The organism is Bacillus sp. OK048, assembly GCF_900103525.1.
GTDB lineage: Bacteria > Bacillota > Bacilli > Bacillales > Cytobacillaceae > Neobacillus.
This window is the reverse complement of the sequence record NZ_FNHN01000004.1, coordinates 126,199-142,449: the sequence shown is the minus strand read 5'-3', so window position 1 is coordinate 142,449 and position 16,251 is coordinate 126,199. Positions and strand designations below refer to the sequence as shown.

At 38.3% G+C, this 16,251-nt stretch carries 16 protein-coding genes and 1 riboswitch; of the genes, 9 read left to right on the top strand and 7 right to left on the bottom strand.

Features of this window, described 5'->3' with window-relative positions:
* Nucleotides 1-101 precede the first annotated feature (101 nt).
* The 3 genes from BLR86_RS09275 to BLR86_RS09265 all read left to right on the top strand — a co-directional run bounded on the left by BLR86_RS09275 (nucleotide 102) and on the right by BLR86_RS09265 (nucleotide 4,175).
* The gene (locus tag BLR86_RS09275) at nucleotides 102-1,874 is read left to right on the top strand and encodes a glycoside hydrolase family 2 protein (RefSeq protein WP_217642374.1); all 1,773 of its coding nucleotides are present in this window, start codon (nucleotides 102-104) and stop codon (nucleotides 1,872-1,874) included.
* Nucleotides 1,875-2,242: 368 nt separating this feature from the next.
* Nucleotides 2,243-3,571 carry an oligosaccharide flippase family protein gene (locus BLR86_RS09270; RefSeq protein ID WP_090760598.1) on the top strand — a complete coding sequence of 443 codons (1,329 nt, stop codon included), beginning with the start codon at nucleotides 2,243-2,245 and terminating at the stop codon, nucleotides 3,569-3,571.
* Nucleotides 3,572-3,656: 85 nt separating this feature from the next.
* Nucleotides 3,657-4,175 carry an RNA polymerase sigma factor gene (locus tag BLR86_RS09265; RefSeq protein ID WP_090760596.1) on the top strand — a complete coding sequence of 173 codons (519 nt, stop codon included), beginning with the start codon at nucleotides 3,657-3,659 and terminating at the stop codon, nucleotides 4,173-4,175.
* Between the two features lie 40 nt (nucleotides 4,176-4,215).
* On the opposite strand, the gene BLR86_RS09260 is transcribed toward BLR86_RS09265, so the two are convergent.
* The 4 genes from BLR86_RS09260 to BLR86_RS09245 form a co-directional block, all read right to left on the bottom strand.
* Nucleotides 4,216-4,851 carry a Bax inhibitor-1/YccA family protein gene (locus tag BLR86_RS09260; RefSeq protein WP_090760594.1) on the bottom strand — a complete coding sequence of 212 codons (636 nt, stop codon included), beginning with the start codon at nucleotides 4,849-4,851 and terminating at the stop codon, nucleotides 4,216-4,218.
* Between the two features lie 50 nt (nucleotides 4,852-4,901).
* Nucleotides 4,902-5,288, bottom strand: coding sequence for a large-conductance mechanosensitive channel protein MscL (gene mscL / locus BLR86_RS09255; RefSeq protein ID WP_090760592.1), 387 nt, complete (start codon nucleotides 5,286-5,288; stop codon nucleotides 4,902-4,904).
* Nucleotides 5,289-5,369: 81 nt separating this feature from the next.
* Nucleotides 5,370-6,602: an aminopeptidase gene (locus tag BLR86_RS09250; RefSeq protein ID WP_090760590.1), complete on the bottom strand. Its 1,233-nt coding sequence runs from the start codon at nucleotides 6,600-6,602 to the stop codon at nucleotides 5,370-5,372.
* Between the two features lie 351 nt (nucleotides 6,603-6,953).
* Nucleotides 6,954-8,222, bottom strand: coding sequence for an MDR family MFS transporter (locus BLR86_RS09245; protein WP_090760588.1), 1,269 nt, complete (start codon nucleotides 8,220-8,222; stop codon nucleotides 6,954-6,956).
* A 214-nt stretch (nucleotides 8,223-8,436) separates the two neighbouring features.
* Here BLR86_RS09245 and BLR86_RS09240 point away from each other — a divergent pair, with 214 nt between their 5' ends.
* The 3 genes from BLR86_RS09240 to BLR86_RS09230 all read left to right on the top strand — a co-directional run bounded on the left by BLR86_RS09240 (nucleotide 8,437) and on the right by BLR86_RS09230 (nucleotide 12,752).
* Complete coding sequence (locus BLR86_RS09240) at nucleotides 8,437-10,626, top strand: DNA topoisomerase III (RefSeq protein WP_090760585.1); 2,190 nt, start codon at nucleotides 8,437-8,439, stop codon at nucleotides 10,624-10,626.
* A gap of 261 nt (nucleotides 10,627-10,887) precedes the next feature.
* The gene (gene hutH, locus BLR86_RS09235; RefSeq protein WP_175492836.1) at nucleotides 10,888-12,399 is read left to right on the top strand and encodes a histidine ammonia-lyase; all 1,512 of its coding nucleotides are present in this window, start codon (nucleotides 10,888-10,890) and stop codon (nucleotides 12,397-12,399) included.
* Nucleotides 12,400-12,527: 128 nt separating this feature from the next.
* Entirely contained in the window at nucleotides 12,528-12,752 is a 225-nt protein-coding gene (locus BLR86_RS09230) for a hypothetical protein (protein WP_090760581.1), read from the top strand.
* Between the two features lie 139 nt (nucleotides 12,753-12,891).
* Here the strand turns inward: BLR86_RS09230 and BLR86_RS25980 are convergent, their stop codons facing one another.
* On the bottom strand, nucleotides 12,892-13,056 hold the full coding sequence (locus BLR86_RS25980; RefSeq protein WP_175492835.1) for a hypothetical protein: 165 nt from the start codon (nucleotides 13,054-13,056) through the stop codon (nucleotides 12,892-12,894).
* A 583-nt stretch (nucleotides 13,057-13,639) separates the two neighbouring features.
* Nucleotides 13,640-13,728, top strand: a riboswitch (cyclic di-GMP riboswitch).
* A 37-nt stretch (nucleotides 13,729-13,765) separates the two neighbouring features.
* On the opposite strand from BLR86_RS25980, the gene BLR86_RS09225 reads away from it, so the two are divergent.
* The gene (locus BLR86_RS09225; protein ID WP_254782296.1) at nucleotides 13,766-13,909 is read left to right on the top strand and encodes an anti-repressor SinI family protein; all 144 of its coding nucleotides are present in this window, start codon (nucleotides 13,766-13,768) and stop codon (nucleotides 13,907-13,909) included.
* 245 nt (nucleotides 13,910-14,154) lie between these two features.
* On the opposite strand, the gene BLR86_RS09220 is transcribed toward BLR86_RS09225, so the two are convergent.
* Entirely contained in the window at nucleotides 14,155-14,487 is a 333-nt protein-coding gene (locus tag BLR86_RS09220; RefSeq protein ID WP_090760577.1) for a helix-turn-helix domain-containing protein, read from the bottom strand.
* Between the two features lie 201 nt (nucleotides 14,488-14,688).
* On the opposite strand from BLR86_RS09220, the gene map reads away from it, so the two are divergent.
* Complete coding sequence (gene map, locus BLR86_RS09215; RefSeq protein ID WP_090760575.1) at nucleotides 14,689-15,441, top strand: type I methionyl aminopeptidase; 753 nt, start codon at nucleotides 14,689-14,691, stop codon at nucleotides 15,439-15,441.
* Between the two features lie 30 nt (nucleotides 15,442-15,471).
* On the opposite strand, the gene BLR86_RS09210 is transcribed toward map, so the two are convergent.
* Nucleotides 15,472-15,696, bottom strand: coding sequence for a DUF1128 domain-containing protein (locus tag BLR86_RS09210; protein ID WP_090760573.1), 225 nt, complete (start codon nucleotides 15,694-15,696; stop codon nucleotides 15,472-15,474).
* 132 nt (nucleotides 15,697-15,828) lie between these two features.
* On the opposite strand from BLR86_RS09210, the gene BLR86_RS09205 reads away from it, so the two are divergent.
* Nucleotides 15,829-16,251 carry a YtxH domain-containing protein gene (locus BLR86_RS09205; RefSeq protein ID WP_254782284.1) on the top strand — a complete coding sequence of 141 codons (423 nt, stop codon included), beginning with the start codon at nucleotides 15,829-15,831 and terminating at the stop codon, nucleotides 16,249-16,251.

Sequence of the window (16,251 nt, the reverse complement as noted above, 5' to 3'; positions counted from 1 at the left end):
AAAGTAAAAATATTTTGATTTTTGGTCAATTCTCTTTCTTGTTCTTAGTTTTCCTATGAGATTTAATTAATAGTGTATGATAACAGAAAGAGGTGTTTTCGGTGGAAAAGGCTCCAAACTTTGTAGATCATCTTCATAATGAAAATTTTGAACAGCCGTATCTATCAAAAAGTATTACTCATCATAGCATGGTCTACGATAACGGAAGGGAGAAAGAATCTCTAAGCGGTTTTTGGAATTTTGGAATCGATCAGTATGATACTTGCCTAAGGGCTAAATGGTTTGAAGAAATTTACATGGATGATGAAGGTCGAAGGCATCCAATGGATTTCAGCTTTGATGAATGGGAGAAAATCAAGGTTCCTTCTTGCTGGAATACACAAAAAGAGAAGTTTTTTTACTACGAAGGAAGCGCGGTGTACACCCGAACCTTCTTATATGCCAACAATGGTGAAGAACGGGTGTTTATTAAATTTGGGGCCGTCAATTATGACGCTAAAATCTTTTTGAACAGGAAATATCTCGGCTTTCACAAAGGCGGTTCTACTCCCTTTTTTATAGAAGTTACTGGCCAATTGGAGGAATCCAACCGAATCCTTGTAGTAGCAAACAATACGCGCAAACCTAGCAATGTTCCTACAGAGAATACGGATTGGTTTAACTACGGCGGAATTTATCGCGATGTGGAATTAATCCGGCTTCCCGAAACGTTTATTAAAGACTTCATCATTAGCTTGGTGCCGGGCAGCATGTTTTCGAAGATCAAAGTGGAACTCTCTGTTAATGGAACGGAACGGGACGGTCATGGAGTATTGTCAATAGACGAACTTGGGATTCATTTCGCGTTCGAGGTGACTGGCGGAAAAGGAGTTGCCGTATTTGATGCACAACCGGAATTATGGAATCCAGAGAATCCAAAGCTCTATGATGTGACAGTAGCTTTTAAGGACGATATCATCCGCGAAAAAATCGGATTTAGGGAAATTCGTGTTGAGGGCACTGACATTCTTTTGAATGGAGAAAAGATCTTCCTTAAGGGAATCAGCGCGCATGAAGAAAGTGTGCTGAACGGAAAGGCCATTACGGATGAAGAAATTATTGAAAACTTCAAACTGGCCAAAGAAATGAACTGTAATTACATGAGACTTGCCCATTATCCTCATACAGAAAAAGCAGCCAAATTGGCAGATGAAATGGGAATCATGCTGTGGGAGGAAATTCCCGTCTATTGGGCTATCCAATTTCATAATGAGGAAACGTATAAGGATGCCGAGAATCAATTAACAGAGCTAATTAAACGGGATCGCAACAGAGCCAGCGTCATCATATGGTCAGTTGGCAACGAGAATGCCGATTCGGAGGCAAGGCTTAAGTTCATGAGTTCGCTTGCCATAAAGGCAAAGGAATTGGATCCGACCAGGCTTGTGTCCGCAGCGTGCATGCTCGACCATGTCAACCATATTATTGATGACAGACTTGCCGATTACTTGGATGTCATAGGGGCGAATCAATATTACGGTTGGTATCAGACAAATTTCGATGATTTGATCAGGCTATTCGAGAACAGCAAGCTGGACAAACCCGTTGTCATGACTGAGTTCGGTGCTGACGCTAAGGCAGGACATCGAGGGACAATTGATGACAAGGGGACCGAGGATTGCCAGCTTAACATTTATAAGAAACAGGTAGAAGTGCTCGGAAAAATTTCTTATGTCAAAGGAACTAGCCCATGGATTCTTTATGATTTTCGCTGTCCACGAAGACTGCATCCAACCACCCAAAACTATTACAATACAAAGGGACTGCTTTCCGAAGACAAGAGCTATAAAAAGCCAGCTTTTTACGTCATGCAGGAGTTTTATAGAAATAAATAAAACTAGAACAAATGTGGGTTGCCATCAATCTGGTGGAGCTCGGATAGGTGAAATGATAAACAGACTTTTTCTTAAGAAAAAGTTGAATTTATTGAGAATGGGAGGAAGACTCTATCGCCTTTAAGCATAGCGGCAGAGTCTTTTTTATTCCAGCCCTGATATGGAAAAAAGATGTAAAAATAATTTTGATATTAGTCAAAAAGATACTAAAGAAGGGCTGGGTTTTCCTAATCAGCTGCATCCTGCTGGTATCCTATCATTCTCAAACTCTCCACATATAGTATATATCTAAAAAAAAATTCCCTACTAATCTTAGAACTTGTCTCATAGGTTTATAAAAGTGAGATTGTTTTAAAGGGGAGTTCGGAATGGCTATCTTTTACAAAGGGATTTTATTTTTGGCACTTTCTGCATTTTTAGGAGAAGGTGTAGAGTTATTAGTTAATTTGATTCTTGCAAAAGAATTAGGCAAGCATGGATTAGGTTTATACATGTCTATCCTGCCATCTATTTATTTACTTGTTCTTCTGTCTAGTTTTGAACTGCCAGTTTCGATTTCTAAATTTGTTGCTGAAAAAGAGGAAAAGTTTCATCGCAATATCCTTTATCATGCGATTACGATTACCATCATTTTCACCAGTATCCTGTTGGTGCTGGCGGTCATACTCATGCCTTTCATCTCTGTTTTTGATGGTTTCCATCCTTATACCAGATGGTTAGTAATTCTGTTAATTCCCGTCATTTCATTTACCTCTGTCGCACGGGGATATTTTATGGGAAGGCACCAGATGGGGAAAATAGCGATTGCCAACTTCGTTAGAAAATCAATCCAGCTCGTGCTGTTGTTTGTGTTGTTTCGCTTCTTTGATTTTGACGCGGAAACCTCCCTATTAATTGCGATTGCATCCTTTATTGGCAGTGAAATTGCTGTGTTTCTCTATTTATGCTATACGCTAATCATTCAATTCCAGCAGCTAAAACGCGTGCCTTTTTCCAATTTAAATCGAAAGGCTGTCCGTAAAAATTTGATGGCTGTCTCGGTACCAACAACAGGTTTGCGATTATTTTCAGCATTAACAGGTGCCGTTCAACCATTCTTAATTAAGGCAGCATTGGTCAGGTCTGGACTCTCTGATACAATAGCTACTGAGCATTTTGGCATGCTAATGGGTGTTGCCGTATCAATTGGATTTTTCCCGGCGTTTATCGCTCATTCCTTAATGACGGTCCTAATACCAGCTGTTTCAAAGACGTATTCGTTAAGAGATTACCCCACCTTGCAAAAAATGCTTTCACAAGTAATGATGCTTACCTTTCTTTATGGGGTTCCAGCAATAGTTGCTTTCTATGTTTTTGCTCCCCAGCTTACATCGATATTTTTTGAATCTTCTACAGCAGCCGTTTATTTACAAATGCTATGGCCGTTTTTTCTATTTCACTTTTTTGTCATGCCGATGCAGGCTATTTTAATTGGATTAGGTCTCATCAAGGAAACGTTTGTACATGGCATTTGGTCAACAATTGTTACCTTTTCTATTATCATTATCCTTGCACCCCGCCCTGAATGGAGAATGGAAGGGGTAATTATAGCCATGAACACAGGATCAGTGTTACTGGCATTACTGCATTATTTAAGTATTTGTAAAAAGATAGGCGTTTCTATTTTTATGAAAGGTGTTATACAAAAGAATAATTAAAAAAATGTTGGCAAGTGTAGGGGTTCAGGCATGATATTCCGTCTATTAGTGTAAGAAGCGTTAATAGGAAAGAAGGTCGGAAAAGATGCGGGACAGAATGATCGATTCGTTTGAAGAAATAGTTAGAGAACATGGGAAAGCCATTTTTAATTATATTTTTTCTTTAGTTAAACATAAAGAACTTGCTGAAGACCTGTACCAAGAGGTTCAAATTTCTGCTTATTCGGCTTTCCACACAATAAAGGAACCAGCCAAGATAAAAAACTGGTTATTTACCATAGCAGGAAATAAATGCCGTGATTATTGGCGTAAAGAAAATAAAGCAAAGCAATTTTGGAAGGAAGAGGTGTATTCCTATTCGTCCATCGTAGAAGCCTCCCCTCTCCCTGAAGAAGAAGTATTAGATAAATACACAGCAGAGAAAATGGAAGAAACCGTCATGCTGTTACCGGAAATATATAAGTCTGCTATTTTTCTCTATTACTTTAAAGACCTTACTTTAATAGAAATATCAAAAAGAAATAATATCCCAATTTCTACAGTGAAAACAAGAATGAAAAGGGGGAAGGAACATCTAAGGCCGAAACTTCAATCTTTGGCATAAAAAAAGCCGGGCAGCCATTGCCCGGCTCTTTGCTTGCTGTTTAATCTTTACTTGAAAGAATACCAAAGATCCGTAAAATACTTACAAAAAGGTTAATAAAGTCTAAGTATAAATTCAACGCCATCAATGGAACTTCCTCGGCACTTACACCGTAATGCTTCATCCGATTAAAGTCATACAATACAAATCCGCTGAAAACCACTACTCCGATGAATGAGAAGGCCAACATTGCTGTAGAACCTAACGGCATGAAAATATTCCAAATGGAAATGACAACTAAAGCAAGCAGGGCTGCAAGTAGGAATCCACCTAAAAAGGAGAAATTACGTTTGGATTTGGTTGCATAAATCGCTACACCCGTAAATACGACAGTGGTAGTACCAAAAGCCATTATTACCACATTGGCTCCAGCCGTCAGTGCATAATAAGAAACAATTGGATATAAGGTAATCCCTGAAATAAAGGTGAAAATATACAGGAAAGTATAGGAAATGGCTTTTTTACGTCTAAAGAAAAAGGCGATTATCAATATAACAAATTCAAGGATCGCTAATGGTAAAAATAATGCCGGTGGTACAAAAGTACCTGCCATGGTCCCGACAAAGGCGATGGCAAGTGAAAGAGCAAACGTCCTAATAACAGAAGGTAAAAATTCAGTAGATGTTTGTGCGTACAATTTTCTTCACCTCAAAAGTTTATTTATATCTAGAATATACGAACAAAAGGTCAAGATGTTTCATTTTTTCTAGAAAATTCTTTTTCTGCTTTTAATAAATCTCTTATTTCAGTTAGAAGTTCTTCTTGCTTGTCAATTTTAACTTCTACTTTGACTTCTTCTTTCTTTTTAAAACGAGTTAGGAATTTAATAAACAAAAAGATTGAAAACGCAATGATTAAGAAATCGATAATTGACTGAAAAAACACTCCATATTTTAATGGACCCCATGCCAAATCTTTAACATCAACCGCTCCAACGAGAATTGTAATTAAAGGCATAATAATATCAGCCACTAGGGAGGAAACAATCTTTCCGAATGCCCCACCAATAATAACACCGACAGCGAGATCAATTACGTTCCCTCGCATCGCAAACTTCTTAAATTCATTTAACATACAAAAAACCTCCACTTGTTCATTCTAAAGAATCACTAAAGAGCAGCTGCCGAAACGGAGCCGCTCTCGTTATTATACCATTTAAAAGGCCCAATTACCTTTTCTAAATACTGGTTCTGCTACGCCATCAGCCGTAATACCGTCAATATCCATTTCTTGTGAACCAATCATGAAATCAACATGGGTGATACTTTCGTTAAGGCCATTTGCATCAAGTTCTTCACGTGACATTTTCTTACCGCCTTCAATACAGAAAGCATAAGCACTGCCGATTGCTAAGTGGTTTGAAGCATTTTCATCAAACAAAGTATTGTAGAACAATACATTAGATTGTGAAATCGGTGAGTTAAAAGGAACCAGGGCAACTTCACCAAGATAATGTGATCCTTCGTCTGTTTCGATTAGACGCTTAAGAACTTCTTCACCTTCTTCAGCTTGATAATCAACAATTCTTCCATTTTTAAAGGTAATCGAGAAACGGTCAATAATATTTCCACCGTAGCTTAATGGTTTAGTACTTGCAACTGTTCCATTTACACCTTGTCGATGTGGAACAGTGAATACTTCCTCGGTTGGCATATTTGCCATGAATTCAAAACCGCTTTCATTGACACTGCCTGCTCCAACCCAAATGTGGTTACCCGGAAGTTCGATTGTTAAATCCGTACCAGGTGCTGTATAGTGAAGTTTTTGATAGCGCCGTTCGTTTAAGTAGCTAACCTTTTCATGCAACGTTGCATCATGCTTTTTCCAAGCTTCAACTGGATTTTCCGTATCTACGCGAACCGCCTTAAAGATGGCGTCCCAAAGTAATGAAACTTGTTGGTCGCTTGGAGCATCTGGAAAAACCATTGCAGCCCATGCTGGAGATGGAGCAGCAATAACGCTCCAACTGACTTTATCAGACTGAATCGCTTGGCGATAGTTTGACAACGCCGTTCCTGCAGCTTTTTGGAAGTTAGCAATTCGTTCAGGGTTCACTCCTTTTAATAAGTCGGGACTAGAAGAAACAATCGACATGAACGCAGCACCTTGCTCAACTAAGTCTTCCATTTCTTTTGCACGCCAAACGGGGTATGTAGTAAATGCATCATCTGGTGCAAGTTCGTATTTTGTTCTAGATACCACATCGTCATTCCAGTTTACAATTACGTTATGGGCACCTGTTTCATATGCGCTTTTTACAACTAGGCGAACAAATTCAGCAGAATCTAGTGTTGCAATTACAACCAAAGTTTGCCCTTTTTGAATATTTACACCTACTTTAACAGCAAGCTCGGCATATTTTTTAAGATTAGTTTGAAAATCACTCATATTTTCGTCTCCCTTTTTCAAAATCTTCCATGTATAGTTTAACTTTTCTACTGTGAAAAAGAAACAGATAACAGTGTAGGTTGAAGGGCAAAAAAATAGTAGGGATGTTCATCTCTACTGTAATTTGCTTCCATATATTTTGATATTAAGATAAACACCTGCAGAAAACAGTACTAAAAATGTAATAATACCAGACCATGAAGTAGGAGACATAAATTGGGATAATTCCACCAAAATCACCATCCTTATAAGCTGGAAACGTTTACACCTTAATTATAATAGTAAAAGAGGTAAATGTGAACATTTTAGTACAATTAATCGAAAGTTTTTGACAATAAAAAAGGATCCTATTTAGGATCCTACAGCCGTTCCCTTTTCGTAAGAATAAAACATTAACCAATATAAGCCAGCACTAGCAAGTGCAAGCAGGCATAGTACAAAAAATGTCCACTCATACCCTATCCAAACCGTCAACGGAATCGATAATGGGGCAATCGTTCGACTGATTGTGAATCTAAGACTCGCAGCAGCAAAATATTGTCCTCTCATATGTTCCGGGGCAAGCTTAGAAACAAAGCTTTGTTGAATTCCTGCCCCCATTAACTCCGCAAAGGTGAAGACAGCCATTGCAATAATAAATCCCCAAATCCAATGGGTTTGGCTGAACATAAGTATGGAGATGGCATATACAACAGAGGAAAGAACAAATACATTCCGTTCTTTAAAGTTCCCCATCCATTTGGTTATCACAACCGTTAACAAAGCTACAAGTAGTCCATTTTCTGCAAGTACAATTCCAAAGGCTTGCTCTCCTTTAATCGTAAATGACCAATCACCAATTGAGAAAAGCGTTTGAAGATCAATTACTTCCTTCATATACACAGGGAATAATAAGTCCAATTGCATAAATGTCTGACCAGCCAATATACCTGCAATAATAAAAAGTAGAAAGGTCTTATCTTTAATAATCAATGTATAGTCCTTTAATTGATTTTGTAAGAAATAATACCATTTCCGATCCGCTTCCACAGATTCAACTTTTTGAATCGGTGCAGTTTCCCTGGTCCATTTTGCAAGAATCAAACCTAACAAAATACAAATAATCCCTGCCACGAGCAATAGTTGAAAACGATAATTCACATAAAAAATAGCACCTAAAATAGGCCCAATTACCACAGCGATATTAATGGAGGTGTAAAAAATGGCAAATACACTGTTTCTATCCTTTTCATCCACAACGTCTGCAACCATTGCTTGACTGGCTGGCCAATAAAATGAACCAAATACGCCAGCAATGGCAAAAGCAATAAATCCTATCCAAGGTGATTGAAGCCAAGGTGAACTTGCGGCAGCAAAAAGTAAAAATGAAAGTCCTTGACCGATGGCTGATAGAACCATCATTCGTTTACGCCCGAAGCGATCCGCACAGTATCCGCCCATTAGATTGGCGATGACAGAAAAAACCTGTGAAAACACCAATAAAAACCCAGCTTTATTTTTGCCAAAAGCGTCTGCGAAATAGATCGTTAAGAACGGAAAGAACATCCAAAAGGTAATGTTCATCATGGCTTCGCTGAATAGCCGAACCTTTAAATTAGGATCCCAATCTCTAATCCTCACGTTGTACCTCCTAGTCCAGTATGTATGATAGCTAATACATCATACTATCCTCAAATAGGAAAATACAAGAAAAAAGATAGGGCAGTCCGAGAGGTCCGAGAAATATAACATATGTTGAAAAACCATTAAACCAATATTGCCTGCTAGTCTGCAATTAAACGGATTATATGCTATATTTATCATTCAATGGTTTTACAGAAAGGGTGTTTATAAAGTGAAGAAAAGTGTTGTAATAGCTGAAAAACCATCTGTTGCACGAGACATTGCCCGCGTACTGAATTGCAATAAAAAAGGTAATGGTTTTTTAGAGGGTGACAAATATATTGTTACATGGGCATTAGGTCATTTAGTTACGCTTGCTGACCCAGAAGTGTATGACGATAAATATAAAACGTGGAAATTAGAAGATTTACCAATGATGCCGAATGAGTTAAAGCTCGTGGTTATTAAACAAACGAGTAAGCAGTTTCATGCTGTGAAAAGCCAGCTGCAACGCTCGGATGTCGGGGAGATTGTGATTGCAACAGACAGTGGTCGTGAGGGGGAATTAGTTGCACGATGGATCCTACTTAAGGCAAAGGTTAATAAACCTACAAAACGGCTATGGATTTCATCTGTAACGGATAAAGCCATTAAAGATGGCTTTGCGAACTTGAAGCCAGGTAAAGCCTATGAAAATTTATTTGCTTCTGCTGTTGCACGGTCAGAAGCCGATTGGTACATCGGTCTGAATGCAACACGTGCATTAACCACCCGTTTTAACGCCCAGCTAAACTGTGGCCGGGTTCAAACCCCAACAGTTGCTATGATTGCAGCACGGGAGGATGAAATTAAAAACTTCAAACCTCAAACCTATTACGGAATCGAAGCGCAAGCCTCAGGCAATCTAAAATTGACCTGGCAGGATGCAAAAGGGAATAGTCGCAGCTTTGATAAAGAAAAAATCGATGTAATTGTGAAAAAACTAGGTAAACAAAATGCAGTAGTAAAGGAAATTGAGAAAAAACAGAAAAAGTCCTTTTCTCCTGGGCTTTATGATTTAACCGAATTGCAGCGCGATGCGAATAAAATCTTTGGGTACTCTGCAAAGGAAACATTAAATATTATGCAGAAACTGTATGAGCAGCATAAAGTCCTAACTTATCCTCGTACAGACTCTCGTTACCTTTCATCAGATATTGTAGGGACGCTTCCTGAACGACTGCGAGCATGTGGAGTAGGAGAGTATCGTCCGTTAACCAATAAGATCTTAAGTAAGCCGATAAAAGGATCAAAAGCATTTGTAGATGACAGCAAAGTATCCGATCATCACGCGATAATACCAACAGAAAGTTATGTAAACTTCTCAGCCTTCACAGATAAAGAGCGGAAAATTTATGACTTAGTGGTGAAACGATTCTTAGCCGTGTTATTCCCGGCATTTGAGTATGAGCAGTTAACTCTCCGTGCAAAAATCGGTGAAGAGAACTTTGTTGCAAGAGGAAAAACCATCCTATCCGCGGGGTGGAAAGAAGTATATGAGAATCGCTTTGAAGACGAGGAAGCAGCAGACGACCTGAAGGAACAGATTTTGCCTCGCATCGAAAAAGGCGATACCCTTACCTTGAATTTGATCGCCCAAACATCTGGCCAAACCAGTCCGCCTGCCCGATTTAATGAGGCAACCTTACTGTCAGCAATGGAAAACCCTGCGAAGTATATGGAAACCAATAATAAACAATTGGCAGAAACATTAAAATCGACTGGTGGATTAGGAACGGTCGCTACCCGAGCTGATATTATTGACAAGCTTTTCAATTCCTTTTTACTCGAAAAGCGTGGCAAAGACATTCACCTTACTTCGAAAGGACGTCAAGTGCTGGATTTAGTGCCTGAAGGACTAAAATCACCATCCTTAACAGCAGTGTGGGAACAAAAGCTTGAACAAATTGCCCAAGGAAAGTTAAAAAAAGATATGTTTATCGGCGAAATGAAAAACTATACAAAAGAAATTGTAGCTGAAATTAAAGCGAGTAATAAGAAGTATAAACACGACAATATCTCTACAAAAAATTGTCCGGACTGTGGAAAACCGATGCTTGAAGTAAATGGGAAAAAGGGTAAAATGCTTGTGTGCCAAGACCGTGAATGCGGATATCGCAAAAATGTTTCGCGCGTCACCAATGCCCGCTGCCCGCAATGCAAAAAAAAGCTAGAGCTTCGCGGCGAAGGGGAAGGACAAATTTTCGCTTGTAAATGCGGGTATCGTGAGAAACTATCTGCTTTCGAAGCACGCCGTAAAAAAGAATCTGGTGGTAAAGTAGATAAACGTACGGTGCAAAAGTACCTGCAGAACCAAAGCAAGGAAGAGGAGCCTATTAACACAGCTTTGGCAGATGCCTTAAAGAAGCTAAACTTGAAGTAAGGTTTTTTAAACACCAGACTCACTCTTCTTTATTATTGTGCTAAAGCTTTATTGTGTTAAAATTCTGATAATTTCATTGACAAACAAGCTTTTCATCACATACAATAATTATTAAATTAATAGAATTTTTGAATGGGATGATTACCAATGAGACATCAAAAAATCAATCAATTATTTATAAAAGAGGCTGGACTCCAAATCTAATCTGATATGGAATCCAGCCTCTTTCTTTATTCTAATAAAGTGGTAGAGGTGAGAAATGTGATTATGCTAACAGGTCAAAGTTTAACATTGGAACAAATGAAAGGGATTCTATATCGAAAAGAAAAGGTTTTTGCTTCTGAAAAAAGCATGGAGCTTGTAAAGAAGAGCCGCGAAGCCGTTGAAAAAATCGTTTCCGAGCACAAGGTAGTCTATGGTATCAATACTGGTTTTGGAAAGTTCAGTGATGTGTTAATAAATAAAGAAGATGTTAGGGATCTACAGCTTAATTTAATTCGCTCACATGCTTGTGGGGTCGGTGACCCCTTTCCTGAAGTTGTTTCAAAAGCAATGGTTCTTTTACGTGCAAATGCTCTTTTAAAAGGTTATTCAGGAGTCAGGCCAGTAGTTATTGAGCGATTAATAGAGCTGGTCAATAAAGAAATCACTCCGATCATCCCACAGCAAGGTTCACTTGGTGCAAGCGGTGATTTAGCACCACTTTCCCATTTAGCGTTAGTGTTGATTGGGGAAGGAGAGGTTTTTTATAAGGGAAATCGAATGGATTCGATTCATGCACTGCAAATAGAAGGGATTAATCCCATAACATTAGAGGCAAAAGAGGGCCTTGCACTGATAAATGGTACCCAAGCAATGACAGCAATGGGTGTTGTCGGTTATCTAGAGGCTGAGCAGTTGGCATTTGAAAGTGAACTCATCGCTGCGATGACGATGGAAGGATTGAACGGAATCATTGATGCCTTTGCAGAGGAGGTTCATGTAGCAAGGGGCTATCAGCAGCAGATTGATACGGCAGCAAGGATTCGTCATTATTTATGTGACAGTTTATTAACTACGTTGCAGGGTGAATACTGTGTTCAGGATGCTTACTCGATTCGGTGCATACCCCAAGTCCATGGTGCTTCCTGGCAAGTATTGGATTATGTAAAGGAAAAATTAGAAATTGAAATGAACGCCGCAACAGACAATCCATTAATCTTTGACGATGGTGAAAAGGTTATATCAGGGGGGAATTTTCACGGTCAGCCGATTGCATTTGCAATGGATTTTATGAAAGTTGCAGTGGCAGAACTTGCGAATATCTCTGAAAGACGAATTGAAAGATTAGTGAATCCACAGTTAAATGATTTGCCTCCGTTCTTAAGCCCTGAACCTGGGTTACAATCAGGGGCGATGATTATGCAGTATGCTGCGGCGTCACTAGTTTCGGAAAACAAGACGCTCGCCCACCCAGCAAGTGTCGATTCCATTCCTTCATCAACCAATCAGGAGGATCATGTGAGTATGGGAACGATTGCAGCAAGGCATGCTTACCAGATTATCCAAAATGCTCGCAGAGTCCTAGCCATTGAACTGATATGTGCGATGCAAGCAGTTGAAATTCGCGGGATCGAAAAAATGGCGGGCCAAACGAGGGCACTGTATGAGAAAGGAAGAGAACTTGTCCCTTCCATAAAAAAAGATCGAATCTTTTCTAAAGATATCGAGAAAGCAGCAATAGGACTAAAAGAGATGGACTTAAAAAAACTTATAAAACACTTTGTAAAATAAACAAGGGCTGTTTTCGTAGCCAATAATCACGCCTTAGGCTGTCGATAAAGTCTCGACAGTTTTTATCTTTTAATAATGCATTGCGTAATGCACCTTGTTGTTATGATGACCATTTCGGTGATTTTTTCATGAGTAGTGGTCATCATCGAGGTTATGATGACCATTTCGGTGATTTTTCCATGAGTTTTGGTCATCATCGAGGTTATGATGACCATTTCGGTAATTTTTCCATGAGCTTTGGTCATCATCGAGATTATGATGACCATTCCGGTGATTTTTCCATGAGTTTAGGTCATCATCGAGGTTATGATGACCATTTCGGTGATTTTTCCATGAGTTTAGGTCATCATTGAGGTTATGATGACCAGTTCGGTGATTTTTCCTCGTCTAATCAACAAGCCTATTCGCAGAAACAAAAAATACATTCAGAAAATAAAAAATTGCCGAGAAACACCCTTTCTCGACAATCAGAGGCGTGAATGATCACACCTTTCATTCAGTTTCTTCGGTTTCTACTCTATTCTTAAATGCTTCACGGACTACAAGGAACTCTTCATCACCAATAGCATTCTTTGAATGTTTTTCAGTTTGGTTATCCTTTGGCAAATTTCCAGGATGACCTTTCTTTTTATGATTAAAATGTTCTCCACGTGCCAAATTAAACACTCCTTTCGTCTACGAATGTATCATTCCCCTAATGAAAGAAATTTATTTGTAGGGGGCAGAGTGATTATTCTTCATTGATTTTTTCTTCAGATTTGGCTGGGGTGCACATACGGTCAAGTAAAAATCCAAAAAACACCATAAAGGAAATAGGAATTGCGTAATTCAACACATGAATCCATGTCATATTTTGAGTCCACCACCATTATTTGAATATTATTAATTTTTAGTATATTGTAATGTTGTATATAGTATATGTCAATTCTCACAAAACAAACAAATTTTATTCATTTTTCATCCCTTTTTACAAAAGTTCGCCTGTTGTAAAATTATACATTTTCGACTAAATATTCCTTTATTACCCAATTAACTTCCAAATTCCTAGTAATTAAAGACAGCAGAAAACAGTTTTTTGTAGGATTTTGGAAGAAACTGTGTGAAAAAGGAGTTCAAAACATAAAAATATCTGACAAAAAACTACACGCTCTAAAATAAGTACTATATATAATAAAAAGTGGAAATAGGAATATGAGTCCATTAAATATACTGAATAATCAATGATTTATGGGTAATTGGATACAGAAAAAGGCAAACCTATTGAAAAATAGGGACGCAAAGCCGAGGGTCTAAGGTATGAGATTTTACTATGATGGCCGGGTTACCTGGAATACACTATGTATTTTAGGGGTGATGGAAAGTGGTAATGACTGATAATAGGATGAATGGAATAGACGCGGAATGGTTTGCTCTTATAGTAGAGGCAAAGGAACTAGGTCTTTCAAAGGAAACAATCCTTGATTTTCTTCATCAAAATGAGATTAGTGCTGAATTTGTTAAGAATCTCTAAGATACATAAAAAAACAAAGCATACTACAAAAGTAACGGTAGTATGCTTTGTTCTTTTAAAAGACAAAAAAGTATAAGTTTTTGAAATTAGTTTACTGTCTAGCTCCAGCGCCCTAACGGCTAGTGTCCTTCGCTCTCCGCCCTACGATAAGTCAACATCGAATCGCCTCCGGCTCTTGGTGTTTCCTTTATCTCGGTTGGAGCGCTCCAGGCCATACGCCGCTGACCAGGGCGCTTGCGCTTTTCTTATTCGTCGGTATTATTTTGATTGATTCGCCATTTATTGAATTCAAGAAAATCACGAAATTGTTCTTTCGAGACACCAGAATCCATCGCTTCTTTTACAATGCTCATCCAATCATTATCTAATTCCTCTTTATTCGTCTGTTCATTGATTAAATGATCTACTGGAACATGTAATACCGATGAAATTTTCTCAAGAAACTGAATTGAGGGGTTACTTTGCAGGTTTCTTTCAAGAGAACTTAGATAAGATTTTGCAACTCCTGCTTGTTCAGCAAGTTCTGATAATGACATTTTTTTCTCTAAACGTAGTTTTTTAACACGATCACCTATCATTGGGCTCACACACCTACTAATATTAATTACTATCATAATCTTATCAGAAATAATGGGAAAGTTCCATATTAAGAACGACCTATTATATAAAAAATATTTAGCAATATCAAATATTTTTTGAAAAAAAGCTATTATAACGATAATATAAAAGAGTATTTCCAATTTGAATACATAAAATGAAAAATAAAGGGTGGGAAGTTCATGATTGTTCTTAAATCACAGCGAGAGATAGATGCGATGAAAAAAGCAGGAGAAATTCTTGCCTCATGCCATAAAGAAATTGCAAAAATGATTAAACCAGGTATTACCACTTGGGAGATTGATCAATTTGTTGATGAGTTTCTAAGTAAACACAAGGCAATCCCACAGCAAAAGGGATATAAGGGCTATAAATATGCTACATGTGCAAGTATTAATGACGAAGTATGTCATGGGTTTCCACGAAAGGAACCTTTAAAGGATGGCGATATTGTCACCGTAGACATGGTTGTCAATTATAATGGAGGTTTGGCGGATTCCGCCTGGTCTTATTCAGTAGGAAATGTTTCTAAGGAGACAGAACATTTATTAAAAGTAACCAAGGAAGCACTCTATAAGGGTATTGAACAGGCTGTCCCTGGCAATAGAATCGGAGATATCGGCCACGCGATACAAACGTATGTCGAAGGCGAAGGCCTCTCGGTAGTCCGTGACTTTATTGGGCATGGAATTGGCGCTATTATTCATGAAAAACCAGATGTACCCCATTATGGGCTGCCTGGAAAAGGTCCTAGAATTAAAGAAGGGATGGTATTTACGATTGAGCCCATGGTCAATGTCGGCAAGTATCAAACGAAAATGGACAATAATGGCTGGACTGCACGAACCATTGATGGGAAATACTCAGCCCAATACGAACACACCATTGCGATCACCAAAGAAGGTCCAATCATTCTAACCGACCAGGTAAAATAAAAAAAAACAGATCCTCGAGATCTGTTTTACTTATTTTTTGCGAAGGTTCCCTAACTCTTCTACTAAGGCTTGCATTTCATTTGGACTAAAAGAAGGTTTTTTCATGACCATTTCATAAATTTCTTTTAATTCCTCGTACATTTCTTCATCAAAATGTGAAGGTTTAATGGCTCCAAGATTTAATACCTTTAATTTTTCTTTTATTTGCTCAATCATGTATTCTACATTTTCAGTTGTCTTTTCTGATAAATTCATCTCGTCACCCTTTCCCAATTGGTAACTTTATCTTTTCATTTTCCCTTATAGATGTCAATCTAAACTTGCATTTACCAGTATGCTTAAAGCAAAATATAAAGGAACGGATGTTGGTATTTTTTTCATAGTGAAATGAATGATAAAAACAAATTGAAAGGAAAGGGTAAAAAAATGGTTAGAAATCTATTTTTAAAGGGTATAGTATATGGAGCAATTGCGGGTGGGGCAATAAGCTTAATGGATAAACAAACCCGTCAGGCAATGAAGGTAAATGTGAAAAAAGCATATGAGCAAGTTTCTTATGTTGTTAAGCACCCTGGAGAAATCACGGAAAATGTAAAAGAAACGACTGAAAAAATTAGGAACACAATTGAACAAGTGAGCGAGGATATTTCTTTTATTACTGATAAAGTGGACGAACTTCGTGAGTTAACCCCACAGGTAAAAGAGATGGTTAAAGAGACGCAAAGCACCTTTTATGAACATCCCGAAACAACACTCGAGGAAGATTTATTGAAAGAGGTCGAAGTAGAGGACGAACCAGCCGTGAAGTAA

Excerpts from the sequence above, each read along its gene's own strand:
- BLR86_RS09270 (WP_090760598.1), top strand. The coding sequence starts at position 2,243 with ATGGCTATCTTTTACAAAGGGATTTTATTTTTGGCACTTTCTGCATTT.
- BLR86_RS09265 (WP_090760596.1), top strand. The coding sequence starts at position 3,657 with ATGCGGGACAGAATGATCGATTCGTTTGAAGAAATAGTTAGAGAACAT.
- mscL (WP_090760592.1), bottom strand. The coding sequence starts at position 5,288 with ATGTTAAATGAATTTAAGAAGTTTGCGATGCGAGGGAACGTAATTGAT.
- BLR86_RS09250 (WP_090760590.1), bottom strand. The coding sequence starts at position 6,602 with ATGAGTGATTTTCAAACTAATCTTAAAAAATATGCCGAGCTTGCTGTT.
- BLR86_RS09230 (WP_090760581.1), top strand. The coding sequence starts at position 12,528 with ATGAGTAGTGGTCATCATCGAGGTTATGATGACCATTTCGGTGATTTT.
- BLR86_RS09225 (WP_254782296.1), top strand. The coding sequence starts at position 13,766 with ATGACTGATAATAGGATGAATGGAATAGACGCGGAATGGTTTGCTCTT.
- BLR86_RS09220 (WP_090760577.1), bottom strand. The coding sequence starts at position 14,487 with ATGATAGGTGATCGTGTTAAAAAACTACGTTTAGAGAAAAAAATGTCA.
- map (WP_090760575.1), top strand. The coding sequence starts at position 14,689 with ATGATTGTTCTTAAATCACAGCGAGAGATAGATGCGATGAAAAAAGCA.
- BLR86_RS09210 (WP_090760573.1), bottom strand. The coding sequence starts at position 15,696 with ATGAATTTATCAGAAAAGACAACTGAAAATGTAGAATACATGATTGAG.
- BLR86_RS09205 (WP_254782284.1), top strand. The coding sequence starts at position 15,829 with ATGAATGATAAAAACAAATTGAAAGGAAAGGGTAAAAAAATGGTTAGA.